Origin of the sequence: Haloparvum sedimenti, from assembly GCF_001462205.1 — an archaeon.
GTDB classification, from domain to species: domain Archaea; phylum Halobacteriota; class Halobacteria; order Halobacteriales; family Haloferacaceae; genus Haloparvum; species Haloparvum sedimenti.
This window is the reverse complement of sequence record NZ_LKIR01000105.1, coordinates 9,028-25,477: the sequence shown is the minus strand read 5'-3', so window position 1 is coordinate 25,477 and position 16,450 is coordinate 9,028. Positions and strand designations below refer to the sequence as shown.

Below are 16,450 nucleotides of genomic sequence, written 5' to 3'. Positions count from 1 at the left end.
GAACGCCACCAGGTTGATGTTCGCCGCGTTGAGCATCAGCTCCACGCTCATCAGGAAGTACAGCACCTCACGCCGCGTGAGGACGCCGAACAGGCCGATACAGAAGATGCCGGCCGCGAGCAACAGGTAGTAGGTGGGCGGGACCATCAGCGGTCACCCCCCTCCCGACCGCCGTCGGTGAACGCCTCACCGACCGCGGAGACGACGGAGTCGCCCTCCTCGCGCTTCGCGAGGTAGAGCGCCCCGTCGACCGCCACGTCCAGCGTCAGTGCGACGATGAGGAACGCGGCGAGGAACCCCTCCGTGTTCGCGGCGAGGCTGCCCAGGTCCAGGTTGAAGAGGGCGTAGCCGATGTTGTGGACGACCGTGTCGGCCGCCTCGCCGGACAGTTCGAAGCCGGCCGGCTCGCCGAACTCCGCGTTCACGAACGCCGCGGCCATGGCCGCGAACAGCAGGACCGACGCCAGCCCCGGGACGAGTCCGGAACGGCGGTCGCTCATGCGCTATGCACCTCCGGCTCCGTCGACCGCGTCAGCATCACGGCGAACGTGATGAGGATGAGCACCCCGCCCACGTAGACGAGGATCTGCATGGCGGCGAGGAACTCCGCCTGCAACATCACGTAGTGCACCGCGACGCTCACCAGCGCGACTCCCAGAAGCAGGGACGCGTGAAACACGTCCCGCGCGAGAACCACGCCGAGGCTGCTCGCCAGCGTAACGAGGGCGAACAGGGCGAACGCGATGGTTTCGTAGACCATTGTGTGTGTCTCCTATGAGATTTCCTTTGAAGGTTTCGAGAACGGCGCGACGCCGTTCGCGGAACTACTGGTAATCGACCTCCCCGTCACCCTCGCCGACCCACGCGTTGCGGTCGGGGTTGCGGGAGTTGAGCGGGTCGATGCCCTTGTACCACGGGACGTTCTTGAGCTGTTCCTTGTTGTAGACGAAGTCGTCCTTCGTGTCCGCGGTGAACTCGAAGTTCTGCGTCAGCAGGATGGCGTCGACGGGACAGACCTCCTCGCACAGCCGACAGTAGATGCACTGCCCGATGTGGAGGTTGTACTGCTCGCCGTTGCGCTGGTCGTCCTGGACGATCTGGATCGTGTCGTTGGGACAGACGTTCTCACACTGCCGGCACCAGATGCAGCGCTCCTGGCTGAACTTGTGAACGCCGCGGAAGCGCGGGCTCACCTCCGGTGCCGTCTCCGGGTACTCGACCGTGAACGTCGAGCCGTCGAGCGCGTGCTTCATCGTCGTCGCCATGGATTTGAGCAGTCCGATCATCAGACGGTCACCCCCACGAGTACGGCCGTGAGCACGAGGTTAGCGAACGATAGCACCAGCATTCCCTTCCAGCCCACCTCGATGAGCTGGTCGATGCGGAACCGCGGCATCGCGGCCCGGCACCACTGGGTAAACAGGAAGAACGCCCAGATCTTCACGACGAACCAGACGAACCCGATGCTCTCCGGGCCCGGCCCGGAGGCGCCCCCGAGGAACGCCATCGTCAGGATGGCGCCGCCGAGGAAGATGTGGAGGAACTCCCCGAGGTAGAACAGCACGAAGTACGCCGAGGAGTACTCGGTCTGGTAGCCGGCGACGATCTCGGTCGGGGCCTCCGGGATGTCGAAGGGGTTCCGGCCGATCTCCGCCATGTTCGCCGTGAGGAACAGCAGGAAGGCGAAGGGATTGACGAACGCGTACCACGACGGGATGGTGATCCCGCCGAGCGTGACGAGCGCCTCCTGCTGGGCGGCGACGATGCCGCTGGTCTGGAGCGTCCCCGCGAACACCACGACGGACATCGCCGTGACGATGAGGGGAATCTCGTACGCGAGGTTCTGCGCGACGGCGCGGAGACCGCCGAGCAGCGAGTACTTGTTGTTGGACGCGTAGCCGGCCATCACCAGCGAGATGGAGGCGATGGAGGCGAACGCGAACACCAGCGCGAACCCGACCTCGGGGTCCGCGAGCTGGACGTTTATCGGGCCGAGGTTGCCCATCGGGATCACCGCGAAGCCGAGCAGCGCGGACGCGGGCAGCACGATGGGCGCCAGGTCGTAGGAGGGGCGGTCGGCGCCCTCCGGGATGATCAGCTCCTTCGCGAGGAGCTGGACGGCCGCGGCCGGGATGATCAGCAGGCCGAACGGCCCGATCCGGTTGACCGCGATGCGGTCGGTGAACGCGGCCGTGATCTTCCGCTTGGCCCACGGGCCCGCGACGCCCGTGAACGTCAGCATGACGTTGCCGACGAGGAACGCCGCGATCAGCGCGCCGACGATCTCCCCGGCGATGCCTGGAAGCCCGAGCGCGTTCGCGACGAACTCCGGAAACAGTTGGGCGGGCGCGAGCGACATCACCGATCCACCTCGCCGAGCACGATGTCGAGGCTACCCAGCGCCGCGATCATGTCCGGGATGTACTCGCCCTGCGCCATCTCCGGGAGCGTCTGCAGGTTGGAGAAGCACGGCGACCGGATCTTGAAGCGGGCGGGCTTGTCGGTGCCGTCCGCGCGCATGTAGATGCCGAGTTCGCCCTTGGCGGCCTCGACGGCGCGGTAGATCTCGGTGTCGTCGTCCGGCCGGAGGGTGCGCGGGACGTTGGCCTGGATCGTGCGCTCCTCGTCGGGCCAGTCCTCCAGCAGGTCGATACACTGTTCGATGATCTTCGCGGACTCCTCGACCTCCCGCATCCGGACGAGCAGGCGGGCGTAGTTGTCGCAGCCGTCCTCGGTCACCACGTCCCAGTCGAGCTCGTCGTAGTAGCCGTAGGGGTCGTCGCGGCGCAGGTCGTAGTCGACGCCGGAGCCGCGGGCGACCGGGCCGGTCGCGCCGTAGTCCTTCGCCACCTCCGGCGGGAGGATCCCGGTGTCGACCGTCCGCATCTGGAAGATCTCGTTGGAGGTCAGCAGGTCGTGGTACTCCTCGACGGACTCGGGGAGCTGGTCGAGGAAGTCCCGCGTCTTCGAGAAGAACTCCTCGCGGGGCTCGGGCAGGTCCCAGACGACGCCGCCGAGCCGGAAGTAGTTGAACATCATCCGCTGTCCGGTCAGGTCCTCCAGCAGGTTCTGCACCTGCTCGCGGTCGTTGATCGCGTACATGAACGTCGCGGTGAAGTCGCCGTTGACGTCCAGCGCGAACGTGGCGAGCGCGAGCATGTGCGCGGCGATGCGGCACATCTCCGCGCCCATCGTGCGAATGACCTGCGCGTACTCGGGCACGTCGATGTCCGCGAGGTCCTCGGCCGCGCGGGCGTACGCGTACTCGTTGAGGAGCCCCGCCGAGATGTAGTCCCAGCGGTCCGGGTACGGCATGATCTGGTAGCGGTACGTGCCGTTCTGGGCCATCTGCTCCTCGCTGCGGTGGAGGTAGCCGATGTCGGACTCGACGTCCGCGACCTGCTCGCCGTCGAGCGTGGTCTTCAGGTGAAGCACGCCGTGGGTCGCCGGGTGGTGCGGGCCGATGTTGACGAACATCGTGTCCGACTCGGCGTCCTTGTAGTCGTCCTGCAGGGGGTTGGCGTGCTCGGAGAGGCTGACGACCTGCGGCTGGTCCTGGTCGTAGTCCATCGAGAGCGGGTGCCCCTGCCACGTCTCCGGCAGCAGGATGCGCTTGAGGTCGGGGTGGCCCTCGTAGTCGATGCCGACGAGGTCGTACGCCTCGCGCTCGTGCCAGTCGGCCGTGGTGAAGACGCCGGCGCCGGACTCCGAGACCGGGTTCTCCTTGTCGGCGGGGACGACGACGCTGACCTCCTGGGTCGGGTCGTCGTACTTCTTCAGGTGGTAGATCGACTCGTAGCGGTTCTCGTACTCCTGGGCGGTGACGACCGAGAGGTGGTCGTAGCCGGCCTCGTCCTTGAGCGTGGAGAGGGTGTCCTGGACCGCGTCCGGTCGGACGACGAAGCCCGGCGCGTTGACGTGCTCCTCGCGGCCGATGACGTTCTCGCCCAGCAGGGCGGCGATGTCCTCGGCGTCGTCGGCCGGAACGACCGCCTCGTCGGCCTCTGGCTTTTCCAGACTCATGGCGAATCAGCGAAGTTGTACCGCATCACCAGGTCGTCCTCGTCGATCTCGTCGGTGAGGTGGTCGACGAGTTCGTCCCGTTCCAGATCCGAGAACTGTTCCAGCTCGTAGGGCTTGACCGTCACCGGGGAGGCCTCGCCGTTGGCGATGCGTTCCTGGAGCTTTGCGACGCCGTAGACGAGCGCCTCCGGCCGCGGGGGACAGCCCGGCACGTGGATGTCGACCGGGATGACCTCCTCGGCGCCCTTGACCACGTTGTACCCCTCCTGGAAGGGGCCGCCGGAGATGGTACACGAGCCCATCCCGACCACGAACTTCGGCTCGGGCATCTGGTCGTAGACGCGCTTCATCCGCGGGGCGAACTTCGAGACGATCGTCCCGGGGACGATCATCACGTCGGCCTGTCGCGGCGAGGCGCGGGGGACCCCGGAGCCGAAGCGGTCGAGGTCGTGTTTCACCGCGTAGGTGTGCATCATCTCGATGCTGCAGCAGGCGATCCCGAACTGCAGCATGAACATCGAGGAGCCGCGACACCAGTTCATGAACTTGTCGAACTTGGTGAGGATGAACGGCGAGGAGCCGAACGCCTCCCGGAGGCGGGAGTTGAATCGGTCGCCGCGCTCCGCGCCCATCCGGGCGTCGCGGGTCTCGGTCAGTACGGCGGAGTCGTCGGTGATGAAGGGTTGGTCGCTGCTCATGATTCCGTCTCACGCTCCGTCTTGCGGGCCGTCGCGCGCGGGCTGGAAGTCCACTGCACCGCGCCGTTGCGCCACGCCCAGACGAGTCCGACCGCGAGGATGCCGACGAACGTCAGCATCGGCCACAGAACGTCGAGAAGCGGGACGCCCTGCTCGAGCGCGGGCCGGTAGATCGTGACCCACGGGAACAGCAGCACCGTCTCGATGTCGAACACGAGGAACAGCAGCGCGACCATGTAGTATTGGATGTTGAACCGAATGCGCGCCGTTCCGGTCGGGACCTCGCCGGACTCGTACACCGTGCGTTTGCCTTGTTCCGGCACACTCGGACGAAGAAGCGCCGACACCGCCATCATCCCCAGCGGGATGGCGAGGCCGACGACCGCCAGTGCGCCGATAGCTATCCAGTCGTTCATACGGGTCTCCGTAACGTGCGCGAGTTTGGTTGGCCCCTACATAAGCGTTGATTCTCGGGTGCGCGCGTGCGAAGCGGGCCCTCGGAGAGCGCGCCGGGAAAGCGGCGCGACCGGCGCTCACTCCTCGCGCTCGCGAAACGCGTCGATCCCCTCGTCGTGCAGCGCCGCGGAGACGTCCGCGACGCCGGCCTTCTGGTCGTCGTGGAACGCGACCAGCCGGTCGCGGATCGCCTCGTGCTCCCGCGAGAGCACCTGCGCGGCCGAGAGCCCGGCGTTGAACGACTTGCCGGCGTCGACCGCGACGATGGGCGCCCCCGTGGGCATCCCCAGCACGCTGTCGACGGACTTCTCCTGGACGGGGACGCCGACGACGGGGACCGGATACGCGACCGAGGCGGTCATGTTCGGCAGGTCGGCGGACTTGCCGCCCGCCCCGGCGATTATCACGTCGAGCCCGCGGGCCTCCGCGGTCTCCCCGTAGGTGTACATCAGCTCCGGCGTCCGGTGGGCGGAGACGACGTAGCTCTCGAAGGTGAACCGGGCGTCCGGCGGGTTCCCGAAGTCGGTCTGTTCGGCGAAGCCGAGCTCGCGGAGCGCGTCGTAGGCGCCCGCCATCGTGTCGAGGTCCGAGTCCGATCCCATGATTATCCCCACGTCCGGGGTCGTGTCGGGGTCGGCGTTCGCGTCTGCTTCCGCGTCGAGTCTGTCGATGAGGTCCTGCACCGAGGTCATGTCCGTGGGTGGTGCGGGCGGCGTTGTAAATCGTGCCGGTCCGCGGCCCGGCCGGCGCGAGAGCGACCGCCGACGCCGGACCGGCCACCACAAGGGCGAAGGCCCCGGGGAGGAAACCGTCGGCCGGATATGCCCTCCAGACGCGCGTTCCTCGCCGGCCTCGGAGCGGCCGGACTGACGGCGACCGCCGGCTGCCTCGGCGGCCTGAACGCTGCTCCCGGCTCCGACGAGTCGTACGACTGGCCGACCGGCGGCGGCGACGCGTGGAACTCGCGGGCGGTGCCGAACGGCGCCGCGCCTCGCGTGAGCCCGGCCGTCGACCGAACGCACGAGTTCGACGGCATCCCCGCGGGCGACCCCGTCGTGACCGGGGACGCAGCTCTTCTGAACACCGGGGTGGACGTGGTCGCGCTCGATCGCGGCGACCTGAGCCGGCGCTGGTCCGTCGCGCCCGGGGACAACGGCGCGTACCGGTACACCGGTGCGCCGGCCGTCGCGGACGGCGTGGCGTACGTTCCGGAGGGCGACACGCTGGTCGCACGCGACCTCGACGCGGGCGAGCGCCTCTGGGCCCACGAGTTCGAGTACGTCTTCGGCGAGACCTCACCGCTCGTCGTCGAACGCGGAGACGAGAACCGCGTGGTGATCGGTGCCGGCGAGTACCTCCGCGCGTTCGACGGGGCGACCGGCGACCTGGCGTGGGAGCGCCGGCTCGACGGCATCGTTCGGCATGCCGCCGCCCGCGCGCCAGCGTCGGTGTACGGCGTCGTCTACGTCGCGACCGCCGGCGGGGAGCTGTACGCGGTCGACAACGACGGCCGGGTGCGCTGGAACCGGACCGTCGACGCCGGGATCCGGACCGCGCCGACCGTCGTCGCGTCCCGCGGACCCGACGGCGAGTCGATACGCGGCCCGGGCGACGTCGTGGTCGGCGCCGGAGACGGCTCCGTCCACTGTTTCGCCCCGACGGGGGAGCGCCGATGGCGGACGAACGTCCGCGGATTCGCCCAGGGCGGCGTCGCCGTCGGGCACGGCGGCGTCTTCACGGTCTCGGCCGGGCGACTGTACGCGCTGAACGCCGAGGACGGGGACCGCGAGTGGCAGGCCCGGATCGGGAACGCTGTCCGACCCACGCCGCCGGCGCTCGTCGGAGACACGGTGTACGTCGGCGGCGAGCGCCTCCACGCGTTCGAGGTCGGCGGAGGCGTCGGGCTCCGCTCCCTCCGACTCGGCGGGACCCGGTTCGAGGAGGAGCTCGACGGGGGCGTGAGCTACGTCACCGCCGCAGACGAGGAGCTGCTCGTGATGATCGCGAACGGGACTGGCGACGGGTCCCTCCGCGTCCTGTCGTGAACCGGGTCGCGGGGTCGGTCAGCCCTCGGTGAACGTCAGCCCGTCGCGGAGGTCGCGGGCGCGAGCGACCAGTTCCTCTCGGTCGCCCCCGGCGCGCCCGCCGGTCGAGCGATCACCAGTCTCCTCGCCGGTCACGGTGAGATGTCCCATCTTGCGAAGCGGTCGGGCCTCGCGCTTGCCGTACCAGTGGAGGTCGGCGTCGGCCGCGGAAAGCACCGTCTCGACGCCCGACAGCGTCGCTGGCTCCGGTTCGGGCACGTCTCCGAGCACGTTCGCGGTGACCGCGGGCGCGGCGAGGTCGGTCGGCCCGAGCGGCCAGCCCAGCACCGCGCGGACGTGGTTCTCGAACTGGGAGGTCGCCGCGCCCTCGATGGTCCAGTGGCCGGAGTTGTGTGGTCGCGGCGCGATCTCGTTGACGAGCACCTCGCCCTCCGGCGTTTCGAACAGCTCGATCCCGTAGACGCCGCGGCCGTCGAGGAACTCGAGCACGTCGCGCGCGACCGCCTCCGCGCGCTCCAGTACCGCGTCGGCCGCCCGCGCGGGCGCCACGCTCTCGCGGAGGATCTCCTCGCGGTGGACGGTCTCGGTGACGGGGTACGTCGCCACCCCGTCAGCGCCCTTCACGCCGATCACCGAGAGCTCGCGCTCGAAGGGGACGAGCGTCTCGGCCATCGCGTGCGTGCCGAGCTCCGCGAGCGCCTCCGCGGCCTCGTCGGGGTCCTCCACGGGCCGGTTTCCGCGGCCGTCGTAGCCCCCCTCGCGGGCCTTCAGCATCACGCCGCCGAACGCCTCGACCGCGCGGCGGAGGGCCGCCTCGTCAGAGACCTCGACGAACTCCGGGACGGGGATGCCCGCCTCCTCGAGCGCGCGCTTCTGGACGAGCTTGTCTTGGATGGTGCGGAGCGTCGCCGGGTCGGGATGGACCGGCACGTCGAACTCCTCGCTCACCGCCGCCAGCAGGTCCGGGTCCGCGAGCTCGATCTCGTAGGTCAACACGTCCGCGCGCTCGGCGAGTTCGCGGACGGCGTCCTCGTCGTCGAAGTCGCCGACGATCCCGTCCGCGGTCGTCGGTGCTGCCGGCGGGTCCGGTGTCGGGTCGAGCACGACCACCTCGACGCCCAGCGGCGCGACCGCCTCGCCGATCATTCGTCCCAGCTGGCCGCCCCCGACGATGCCGAGCGTCGGACCGGGAAGTGTCACTGTCACGCGCGAGGCTTGCGGACGATGCTGCATAAGGATTGCCACCCGAGGTCTCGTTGTAGGCAGAAACGTGGATCGAAACGCAAGGGGCGTCGGTCCGTGCCGGTCGTGCTGGCGGTGCGCATCCGGAGCCAAGGTTCAAAAGGACGCAGGAGATACCCCCAGGTATGCCCACCTTCGAACTCTCGCTGTCAGACGACGTGTACTCCGAGTTTCAGCAGCTCGCAGAACAGGAGTTCGTCTCCGAGGAACAGGCCGCCGAGGAGCTCATCTCCTCGGGTATCGAGGCGTACAACGTGACGGTCGTCGACGAGGAGCCGCGCGACGAGATGCTGGAAGGCGCCGAGAACAACATGTTCGACACGGCGGAAGACCCCGGAAGCATCGAGGACGACCGGCTCTGACGGGCCGGTCCGCACCGAGCAACGCGCGCTTCGAACGTTTTTACCCCGCCGGCGCCCTACGACGGATGACCGATGGATCTACTCGTCGTGGGCGCCGGAGAGATGGGGCGGTGGGTCGCCGACACCGTCGAGGCGACGGTGGCGTTCGCCGACCGCGACCTCGCCGTCGCCCGCGACGCGGCCGGCGCGCGCGACACCCGCGCGGTCGACCCCGACACGACGGAGACGTTCGACGTGGTCTGTCTGGCGGTCCCGATGTCGGCGGTGCCGGACGCGGTCGACGCCTACGCCGACAACGTCGGCGAGGCGGTCTTCGATGTGTCCGGGGCGATGGCGGAACCGGTCGCGGCGCTGCGCGCGGCGTGTCCGGACGCCCAGCGGGCGAGCTTCCATCCCCTGTTCGCGCCGCCGCGCGTGCCGGGGAACGTCGCCGCCGTGATCGACGCCGGCGGCCCGCTGATCGACGCTGTCGTCGACGACGTGGAGGCCGGCGGCAACGACGTGTTCGAGACGACGCCCGAGGAGCACGACCGCGCGATGGAGACGGTACAGGCGGGCACGCACGCGGCGATCCTCGCGTGGCGGCTCGCCGGCGAGGACGTGCGCGAGGAGTTCCACACCCCGATCTCCGGCGCCCTCGACGACCTCGCGGACACCGTCACCGAGGGATCGCCCGCGGTGTACGCCGAGATCCAGCGCGCCTTCGACGGCGCCGACGCGGTCGCCGACGCGGCCCGTGACCTCGCGGACGCCGACCCCGAGGCGTTCGCCGCGCTCTACGAGGCGGCCCGCGGCGAACGCGACGCGCGCGACAGACACGACTGACCGACCCGCCGATTCCGATGGCCCACACCACGCCGATGACCCACACCAGATGACCCACATGCTACCCCAATGATCGACAGAGACGCAGTCCGCGACAGCGCGAAGTACCTCAGACAGGTCCGTCCGATCGACCCCGAGGAGCTCGCCGACTACGTCGAGGGCGGGGCTCACCCGGCCGTCGTCAAACAGACGCTCCGCGAGGAGGCGTTCGACCTCGACCTCCGCGAGCGCGAGGACGGGACCTTCGTCCCGGTCGAGGACGACCCCGCCCCGCTGCCGGGTTGGGGGCCCGAGGCGTTCCCCGAGGCGTACGCGTTCGGAGTCGAGGACCTGCTGATCGGCGAGTTCGGTGCGAACTGGCACCGCGGCGACTCGGGCGACGACCTCCGCGCGGCCGTTCGCCGGCTGAAGGAGGATTACTACTTCCAGAACGACGTGGAGTACGACCGCGTCGCCGCGCTCGGCTACGCGATCTACCACCTGCCCGACTACTACGCCGCGGTCGGCTACGCCCTCGACGACCTCGCCGAGAACGGCCTGCTCGACCGCCGACTCCGGGTGCTCGACGTGGGCGCGGGCGTCGGCGGCCCGGCGCTCGGCCTCCACGACTACCTGCCCGACGGCGCGGTCGTGGACTACCACGCGGTCGAACCGAGCGCCGCCGCAGACGTGCTGGAAGCGCTGCTCGACGAGACCGGCCGCAACTTCCGGCCGACGGTCCACCGCGAGACCGCGGAATCGTTCCTCGGACTGGAGGGGGACGGTGACGCCGACCCGACCGGCGAGCCCTTCGACCTCGTCCTCTTCGGTAACGTGCTCTCGGAGCTCGCCGAGCCGGTTCCGGTCGTCGAGGCGGCGTTGGCCGCGCTCGCCGCGGACGGCTCGGTCGTCGCGCTCGCGCCCGCGGACCTCAACACGGCCACCGGGCTCCGCGAGATCGAGCGCGCGGTCACGCCCCCGGACGCGGCGACGAGCGTCTACAGCCCGACGCTCCGCCTGTGGCCCGACGCGGCCCCGAACGACCGCGGCTGGTCGTTCGACGTGCGCCCCGACCTCGAGGTGCCCCCGTTCCAGCAGCGCCTCGACGAGGCGGCCGACCGCGACCCGGGTGAGGCCCCCGGCGAGTTCGTCAACGTCGACGTGCAGTTCGCGTACTCGATCCTCCGCCCGGACGGGAAGCGGCGCGTCGACGTGACCGCAAGCCCGGAGCGCCACATGCCGCTGAGCGCGGCCGAGGAGCACGTCACCGACCGCGTCAACATGCTCTGGGTGAAGCTGAGCCACGACCTGAGCGACGGCGGCAACCGCCTGTTCAAGGTCGGCGACGGCTCGGAGCAACTGGAGCAGTACGCCGTACTCACCCGGGAGACGGAGCTGAACCGCGCGCTCCGCGAGGCGGAGTACGGCGCGGTGCTCGCGGTCGAGAACGCGCTCGTCCTGTGGAACGACGACGAGGGCGCGTACAACCACGTGGTCGACGCCGAGACGGTTATCGACCTCGTCGCGCCGTAAGAGCACAAAGACCCGGTTTGCTGCTACTCCGGTTCTGTCTCGGTTACAGAATCTGCGTATCTGGACAGCAACACCCAGAAAGCCCCAGTCGGCTCTCCGTACTACTGATCTGGATCGGTTGCTGATCCTGCTGATCGGGACAGCAACACCCAGAAAGCCCCAGTCGGCTCTCTGTACTACTGATCTGGATCGGTTGCTGATCCTGCTGATCGGGACAGCAACACCCAGAAAGCCCCAGTCGGCTCGACCGCGCCGGGTTCCGGCAGACGGTCCGGGCGTTCCGTTGCGTCTCTCGGCACAGCCCGACGGACGGGTCCGGGCTGCGACTTGCTGACTCTCGCTCGGCAGGCTCGCGGGACCCTCGCTGCGCTCCTCGCTCTCCGCTTGGCGAGACAAACCGCGTCTCGCGAGCCTCCAGCGTGCGGTAGCGCGCTGGAGACACCGCCCGCTGCGGTGCTTATCTGGCAAGACGGTCCGGGCGTTCCGTTGCGTCTCTCAGCACCGCCCGACGGACGGGTCCGGGCTGCGACTGCCGTCGTCCCGCTCGGCGGGCTCGCGGGACCCTCGCTGCGCTCCTCGCTCTCCGCTTGGCGAGACAAACCGCGTCTCGCGAGCCTCCAGCGTGCGGTAGCGCGCTGGAGACACCGCCCGCTGCGGTGCTTATCTGGCAAGACGGTCCGGGCGTTCCGTTGCGTCTCTCCGCACCGCCCGACGGACGGGTCCGGGCTGCGACTTGCTGACTCTCGCTCGGCAGGCTCGCGAGAGCGTCGTCCGGGCGGGACCGAGCCGACTGCCCCTTTCAGTCCCACCCCGCACCGCGACCGCCCCGCACCGCGACCGCCCCGCACCGCGACCGCCCCGCACCGCGACCGCCCCGCACAGCACCACAACCTCACACCTCCCCAGCCTCGGCCGCGGGCGCGGCGCGGAACCGCACTGCACCGCATCGCGCCGCGCCCGCCGCCTCCCTCGCGCGCGTTGCTCGCGCGCGCCGCAGCAGACGATCAGTGGACGGGCAGGCGTGGACTCTCGAACCGTTCGCGGGGTTCTCTCAGTCGTGTCTGAACGACCGCGAGCCGGTGAACGCCATCGCCATGTCGTGCTCGTCCGCGGCCGCGATCACGTCCTCGTCGTTGACCGAGCCGCCGGGCTGGACCACGGCCTCGATGCCGGCCTCGGCCGCCTCCTCGATGCCGTCCGGGAACGGGAAGAACGCGTCCGAGGCCATCACCGCGCCCTCGGCGGACTTGCCGTCGGCGTCCTTCTCGGCCTTCATCGCCGCGAGCGTCACCGCGTCCACGCGCGAGACCTGCCCGGCGCCGATGCCGACCGTCTCCGTCCCGTCCGCGAACAGGATGCCGTTGGACTTGACGTGCTTGAGCGTCTTCCAGGCGAACACCATCGTCTCCAGCTCCTCGTCGGTCGGCTCGCGCTCCGTGACGACCTCGAGGTCCTCGACCGAGGGGCGCTGAAGGTCCCGCTCCTGCACGAGCCGCCCGCCGACGAGGTCGTTCTCGGTGAGTCGCTCCGAGAATCGCTCCTCGATCGGCCCCAGCTCGCCGACGTCGAGCACGCGAAGGTTCTTCTTCTCGCGGAGCACGTCGAGCGCCGCGTCGGTGTAGCCGGGCGCGACGACGACCTCCTTGAACGACTCCGTGATTGCGTCGGCCGTCTCCGCGTCGCACTCGCGGTTGAGGGCGACGATGCCGCCGAACGCCGACTTCGCGTCCGTCCGTAGCGCGCGGTCGTACGCCTCCGCAAGCGTGTCCGCGACCGCACAGCCCGCAGGGTTGGTGTGCTTGATCACCGCGGCCGCGGGCGCCTCGAACTCCTTTATCAGGTTCAGCGCCGCGTCCGCGTCGTTGTAGTTGTTGTAGCCCATCCCCTTCGCGCCCTCGTTCAACTGCGGCGCGGAGACGACGCTCGCCTCCTCGCTCGCGTCGTCCGCGTACAGCGCGGCGTCCTGATGGGGGTTCTCGCCGTAGCGGAGCGTCTCGGCCCGGTCCTCCGAGACGAAGCGACGCTGCGGGAAGTCACCGCCCGTGTCGCCCTCGACGCGGACCTCGCCGGCCTCGCGGTCCACCGTCACGCGGTCCTCCGCGAACCAGCGCACCGCCCGGGGATACGCCGCGAACTCGGCTTGGTATAGCACTCTACGCTTTAACGAGTTCGCGTCGTCGTCCTCGTAGACGGGGACCGGTTCCTGCGTGACCACGGGGCCGGCGTCGACCGCCTCGGTGACGACGTGGACGGTCGCGCCAGTCGTCCGGACGCCGGCGTCGAGCACCTGTTCGTGGGCGTCCATCCCGGGGAACGCGGGGAGCAGCGAGGGGTGGACGTTCAGCGTGGTCGGCACCTCGTCGAGGAACGTCGCCGTCAGCACGCGCATGTACCCGTCCAGACAGACGACATCGAAGTCGTAGCCCGAGAGCCGGTCGAGGATCCGCCGCTCGTGGGACTCCCGCGATTCGCCCTCCTCGCGAACGACGACCTCCGTGGGGATCCCGCGCTCGGAGGCCGCCTCGACGGCGGGCGCACCCTCGCGGTTGGTCACGACGACCGACAGTCCGGCCCCGCCGGGCGCGAGGTCGTCGATGTGCAGCAGGTTCCGTCCTCGGTTGCTCGCCATGCCGGCGATCTTCATACCCGAACCGTCCGTCGCTCCGAGTATAGGGGTTGCGGTCCGAGGCGCGGTTCGATCCACGTTCGGCCACAGAAACATGCCATCTTCCGCGACATCTTGGCCGAACGATGCACGGACGTGCCCCGACACTCTTTTGCGAGTGCCGCCGAGACGGTCGGGTATGACCGACGACGCAGCCACGATTCCGGGGCTCGACCGGGCGGACCCGCTCGCGGCCGTCTCGCCGCTCGACGGGCGGTACGCCGGCCGCACCGCGCCGCTGTCGCCGTACGTCAGCGAGGCCGCGCTGATGCGGGCCCGGACGCGCGTCGAGGTGGAGTACCTGATCGCGCTCGCGGACCTGCCCGCGACGCCGCTCGAACTCGACACGAACGAGCGCGCCATCCTGCGCGACTGCTACGAGGCGTTCGACGCCGACGACGCCCGCCTGATCAAGGACCTCGAGGTCCGGGGCGCGGCGGGGTACGACGCGACCAACCACGACGTGAAGGCGGTCGAGTACTTCCTCCGCGTGGCGCTCGACCGGGCCGCGGAGGCCGGAGATGTTGCCGACCCGGACGCGATCACGCCGTGGATCCACTTCGGGCTCACCAGCGAGGACGTGAACAACCTCGCGCACCGCCTGCTCGTGAAGTCCGCCGTCGAGGCGGTGCTGGTGCCCGCGGTCCGGGACGTGCGGGACGAACTGGTCGACCTCGCCCACGAGTACGCGGAGACGCCGATGCTCGCACGCACCCACGGCCAGCCCGCGACGCCGACCACCTTCGGCAAGGAGATGGCGGTGTACGCGTCCCGTCTCGGCCGCGGCCTCGGCCGCCTCCGCGACGCGACCGACGCGGTATCCGGAAAGCTCGCGGGCGCGTCGGGCACCTACGCGGCCCACGAGGCGGCGTTCCCGAACGTGGACTGGCGGGGCTTCGCCGCCGAGTTCGTCGACGACCTCGGACTCGACCACGAGCCGGCGACGACGCAGGTGAACCCCTGCGACGACCTGGCGGCGGTCTTCGACGCCGTCCGCGGGATCAACAACGTCCTGCTCGACCTCGATCGCGACGCGTGGCTCTACGTCTCCGACCGCTACCTCGGACAGGAAGCCGTCGAAGGCGAGACCGGCTCCTCGACGATGCCCCACAAGGTGAACCCCATCGACTTCGAGAACTCGGAGGGGAACCTCTCGAAGGCCAACTCCGACCTGACGTTCCTCGCGGACTACGTCACCACCTCCCGGCTCCAGCGCGACCTCTCGGACTCGACGGTCAAGCGCAACGTGGGCGCCGCGCTGGCGCACTCGCTGATCGGCTATCTGAAGACAGCGGACGGGCTGGCGAAGGTCGTCCCCAACGAGCAGGTGATGGCCGAGGAACTGGCCGACACGCCCGCGGTCATCGGCGAAGCGGTCCAGACGATCCTCCGCCGCGAGGGCGACACCGACGCCTACGAGCGCGTGAAAGCGCTCACCCGCGGCCGGCAGGTGACCCTCGACGACTTCCGCGGCCTGTTCGACGAACTGAACGTGGACGAGGAGGTCCGCGACGAACTTCACGCGCTGACGCCCGCGAACTACACCGGCGTCGCGGCCGAGATGGCGCAGGACGCGGAATAAACTCGATAGCGCGATAGAGAACGTCCGAACCGGCCGCGGTCGATCGACGCCTCTCGACGGTGGTCGTCTGCCGACCCTTTTTAACCCGAAGCGACGCACACACCGTCAGTGAGCGTCGTCGTCGCGGTCAAACCGTCAGCGCGCAAGCGAAACGCGAAGGTGGGTCGGCTCGTTGCGGCGGAGGGAACCCGCCACGCCTTCGGGAGCCGCGCGGCCGCGGAGCGATGGGCGGAGTCGCTCTCGACCGGGGACGGCCACGTCTGGATCGCGGCCGCCCACCCCGCCGACGATGACGACGTCGACTGCTACCTCGTCTCGCGGGCGACGAACGCGAAACTGGAGGCGGCCTACGACAAGCGTCGGCGTCGGCTCCGCGGCGGGGAAGGGGGCAAACAGCAGTCGCTCGGCGGGGCGGAGTGAGTCCGCAGGACGGGACCGCCGGCTGTGTAGGCAGACCCACGATACCGGTCGGAGAGAAATCGAGACCGGTCGCTCTCGGTCGAAGCGTCGGAAGAAGCGCCGAGGGAGAGATTTGAACTCCCGTGTCCGAATGGACAGCAGATTTCGAATCTGCCGCCTTGGCCAGGCTAGGCTACCTCGGCTCGCTTCCACCTACTGGGTTGCCGACTTTAGTGGTTTCGATCCGGACTCCTTCCGGCGGTCCGAGCTTCGCGTCGCGAACACGCCCTGGCGGGAGAGCGACGGCCGGTGGTCGGCTATCTCCCGATCCCCGACAGACCTTTGGCGTACGGAGCGGACCACGCGCATATGGATGTCCCCGAGGCGGCCGACGCGTGCGGCCGCGTGATGGACGAGGTCGGCGGTGCTGTGGTCGCGGACCGCGAGTTCCTCGAGCGCGTGACGCTGGGCGTGCTGGCGCGCGGCCACGTCCTGCTGGAAGACGTACCCGGGACGGGCAAGACGCTGTCCGCGCGGGCGTTCGCGGCCGCGCTCGGGCTGGATTTCTCCCGGATCCAGTTCACGCCCGACCTCCTCCCGACGGACGTGACGGGGACGAACGTCTTCGACGAGCGGGAGGG

Annotated in this window: 17 protein-coding genes, 1 tRNA gene and 1 pseudogene; 7 read left to right on the top strand and 12 right to left on the bottom strand. The window is 69.6% G+C overall.

Features of this window, described 5'->3' with window-relative positions; genetic code table 11:
- The 9 genes from AN233_RS06260 to purE form a co-directional block, all read right to left on the bottom strand.
- Window positions 1-147, bottom strand: a 147-nt coding sequence (locus AN233_RS06260) for an NADH-quinone oxidoreductase subunit K (protein WP_176696651.1), incomplete at its 3' end; no start/stop codon positions are given.
- Window positions 147-500 carry a hypothetical protein gene (locus AN233_RS06255; protein ID WP_058365954.1) on the bottom strand — a complete coding sequence of 118 codons (354 nt, stop codon included), beginning with the start codon at window positions 498-500 and terminating at the stop codon, window positions 147-149. The genes AN233_RS06255 and AN233_RS06260, both read right to left, overlap by 1 nt.
- Entirely contained in the window at window positions 497-760 is a 264-nt protein-coding gene (locus tag AN233_RS06250) for an NADH-quinone oxidoreductase subunit J (RefSeq protein ID WP_058365953.1), read from the bottom strand. Before AN233_RS06250 ends, AN233_RS06255 begins: the two co-directional genes overlap by 4 nt.
- Window positions 761-824: 64 nt before the next feature.
- Entirely contained in the window at window positions 825-1,286 is a 462-nt protein-coding gene (locus AN233_RS06245; RefSeq protein WP_058365952.1) for a NuoI/complex I 23 kDa subunit family protein, read from the bottom strand.
- Window positions 1,286-2,359, bottom strand: a complete 1,074-nt coding sequence (locus AN233_RS06240; RefSeq protein ID WP_058365951.1) for a complex I subunit 1/NuoH family protein — start codon at window positions 2,357-2,359, stop codon at window positions 1,286-1,288. Before AN233_RS06240 ends, AN233_RS06245 begins: the two co-directional genes overlap by 1 nt.
- Window positions 2,359-4,023, bottom strand: a complete 1,665-nt coding sequence (locus AN233_RS06235) for an NADH-quinone oxidoreductase subunit D (protein ID WP_058365950.1) — start codon at window positions 4,021-4,023, stop codon at window positions 2,359-2,361. Before AN233_RS06235 ends, AN233_RS06240 begins: the two co-directional genes overlap by 1 nt.
- A complete protein-coding gene (locus tag AN233_RS06230; RefSeq protein ID WP_058365949.1) occupies window positions 4,020-4,721 on the bottom strand; it encodes an NADH-quinone oxidoreductase subunit B in 702 nt (233 codons plus the stop codon). The genes AN233_RS06235 and AN233_RS06230 overlap by 4 nt, the downstream gene beginning before the upstream one ends.
- The gene (locus AN233_RS06225) at window positions 4,718-5,137 is read right to left on the bottom strand and encodes an NADH-quinone oxidoreductase subunit A (RefSeq protein ID WP_058365948.1); all 420 of its coding nucleotides are present in this window, start codon (window positions 5,135-5,137) and stop codon (window positions 4,718-4,720) included. Before AN233_RS06225 ends, AN233_RS06230 begins: the two co-directional genes overlap by 4 nt.
- 117 nt (window positions 5,138-5,254) lie before the next feature.
- Window positions 5,255-5,869: a 5-(carboxyamino)imidazole ribonucleotide mutase gene (gene purE, locus AN233_RS06220; protein ID WP_058365947.1), complete on the bottom strand. Its 615-nt coding sequence runs from the start codon at window positions 5,867-5,869 to the stop codon at window positions 5,255-5,257.
- Window positions 5,870-5,998: 129 nt separating this feature from the next.
- On the opposite strand from purE, the gene AN233_RS06215 reads away from it, so the two are divergent.
- Window positions 5,999-7,222 (top strand): PQQ-binding-like beta-propeller repeat protein, encoded by a 1,224-nt coding sequence (locus tag AN233_RS06215; RefSeq protein ID WP_058365946.1) that lies wholly within the window; start codon window positions 5,999-6,001, stop codon window positions 7,220-7,222.
- An 18-nt stretch (window positions 7,223-7,240) separates the two neighbouring features.
- On the opposite strand, the gene AN233_RS06210 is transcribed toward AN233_RS06215, so the two are convergent.
- Window positions 7,241-8,428 carry a 5-(carboxyamino)imidazole ribonucleotide synthase gene (locus AN233_RS06210; RefSeq protein ID WP_058365945.1) on the bottom strand — a complete coding sequence of 396 codons (1,188 nt, stop codon included), beginning with the start codon at window positions 8,426-8,428 and terminating at the stop codon, window positions 7,241-7,243.
- 161 nt (window positions 8,429-8,589) lie between these two features.
- On the opposite strand from AN233_RS06210, the gene AN233_RS06205 reads away from it, so the two are divergent.
- From AN233_RS06205 to AN233_RS06195, 3 genes are all read left to right on the top strand, one after another.
- Window positions 8,590-8,826 carry a hypothetical protein gene (locus AN233_RS06205; protein WP_058365944.1) on the top strand — a complete coding sequence of 79 codons (237 nt, stop codon included), beginning with the start codon at window positions 8,590-8,592 and terminating at the stop codon, window positions 8,824-8,826.
- Window positions 8,827-8,898: 72 nt separating this feature from the next.
- Complete coding sequence (locus AN233_RS06200; protein WP_058365943.1) at window positions 8,899-9,651, top strand: prephenate dehydrogenase/arogenate dehydrogenase family protein; 753 nt, start codon at window positions 8,899-8,901, stop codon at window positions 9,649-9,651.
- A 69-nt stretch (window positions 9,652-9,720) separates the two neighbouring features.
- Complete coding sequence (locus AN233_RS06195; protein ID WP_058365942.1) at window positions 9,721-11,163, top strand: small ribosomal subunit Rsm22 family protein; 1,443 nt, start codon at window positions 9,721-9,723, stop codon at window positions 11,161-11,163.
- Between the two features lie 1,051 nt (window positions 11,164-12,214).
- Here the strand turns inward: AN233_RS06195 and purH are convergent.
- Complete coding sequence (gene purH, locus AN233_RS06190) at window positions 12,215-13,807, bottom strand: bifunctional phosphoribosylaminoimidazolecarboxamide formyltransferase/IMP cyclohydrolase (protein ID WP_058365941.1); 1,593 nt, start codon at window positions 13,805-13,807, stop codon at window positions 12,215-12,217.
- A 160-nt stretch (window positions 13,808-13,967) separates the two neighbouring features.
- Here purH and purB point away from each other — a divergent pair, with 160 nt between their 5' ends.
- Together purB and AN233_RS06180 are read left to right on the top strand one after the other, a co-directional pair.
- Window positions 13,968-15,410, top strand: a complete 1,443-nt coding sequence (gene purB, locus AN233_RS06185) for an adenylosuccinate lyase (RefSeq protein WP_058365940.1) — start codon at window positions 13,968-13,970, stop codon at window positions 15,408-15,410.
- A gap of 108 nt (window positions 15,411-15,518) precedes the next feature.
- Window positions 15,519-15,830, top strand: coding sequence for a hypothetical protein (locus AN233_RS06180; protein ID WP_058365939.1), 312 nt, complete (start codon window positions 15,519-15,521; stop codon window positions 15,828-15,830).
- Between the two features lie 97 nt (window positions 15,831-15,927).
- Here the strand turns inward: AN233_RS06180 and AN233_RS06175 are convergent.
- Window positions 15,928-16,012: transfer RNA gene (locus tag AN233_RS06175), tRNA-Ser, on the bottom strand.
- A 166-nt stretch (window positions 16,013-16,178) separates the two neighbouring features.
- Here AN233_RS06175 and AN233_RS17960 point away from each other — a divergent pair.
- Window positions 16,179-16,450 (top strand): annotated as a pseudogene (locus AN233_RS17960) (AAA family ATPase); the annotation flags it as partial.

What these genes read in the sequence shown, in the direction of transcription:
- AN233_RS06255 (WP_058365954.1), bottom strand. Translation starts at nt 500, where the DNA reads ATGAGCGACCGCCGTTCCGGACTCGTCCCGGGGCTGGCGTCGGTCCTG.
- AN233_RS06250 (WP_058365953.1), bottom strand. Translation starts at nt 760, where the DNA reads ATGGTCTACGAAACCATCGCGTTCGCCCTGTTCGCCCTCGTTACGCTG.
- AN233_RS06245 (WP_058365952.1), bottom strand. Translation starts at nt 1,286, where the DNA reads ATGATCGGACTGCTCAAATCCATGGCGACGACGATGAAGCACGCGCTC.
- AN233_RS06240 (WP_058365951.1), bottom strand. Translation starts at nt 2,359, where the DNA reads ATGTCGCTCGCGCCCGCCCAACTGTTTCCGGAGTTCGTCGCGAACGCG.
- AN233_RS06235 (WP_058365950.1), bottom strand. Translation starts at nt 4,023, where the DNA reads ATGAGTCTGGAAAAGCCAGAGGCCGACGAGGCGGTCGTTCCGGCCGAC.
- AN233_RS06230 (WP_058365949.1), bottom strand. Translation starts at nt 4,721, where the DNA reads ATGAGCAGCGACCAACCCTTCATCACCGACGACTCCGCCGTACTGACC.
- AN233_RS06225 (WP_058365948.1), bottom strand. Translation starts at nt 5,137, where the DNA reads ATGAACGACTGGATAGCTATCGGCGCACTGGCGGTCGTCGGCCTCGCC.
- purE (WP_058365947.1), bottom strand. Translation starts at nt 5,869, where the DNA reads ATGACCTCGGTGCAGGACCTCATCGACAGACTCGACGCGGAAGCAGAC.
- AN233_RS06215 (WP_058365946.1), top strand. Translation starts at nt 5,999, where the DNA reads ATGCCCTCCAGACGCGCGTTCCTCGCCGGCCTCGGAGCGGCCGGACTG.
- AN233_RS06205 (WP_058365944.1), top strand. Translation starts at nt 8,590, where the DNA reads ATGCCCACCTTCGAACTCTCGCTGTCAGACGACGTGTACTCCGAGTTT.
- AN233_RS06200 (WP_058365943.1), top strand. Translation starts at nt 8,899, where the DNA reads ATGGATCTACTCGTCGTGGGCGCCGGAGAGATGGGGCGGTGGGTCGCC.
- AN233_RS06195 (WP_058365942.1), top strand. Translation starts at nt 9,721, where the DNA reads ATGATCGACAGAGACGCAGTCCGCGACAGCGCGAAGTACCTCAGACAG.
- purH (WP_058365941.1), bottom strand. Translation starts at nt 13,807, where the DNA reads ATGAAGATCGCCGGCATGGCGAGCAACCGAGGACGGAACCTGCTGCAC.
- purB (WP_058365940.1), top strand. Translation starts at nt 13,968, where the DNA reads ATGACCGACGACGCAGCCACGATTCCGGGGCTCGACCGGGCGGACCCG.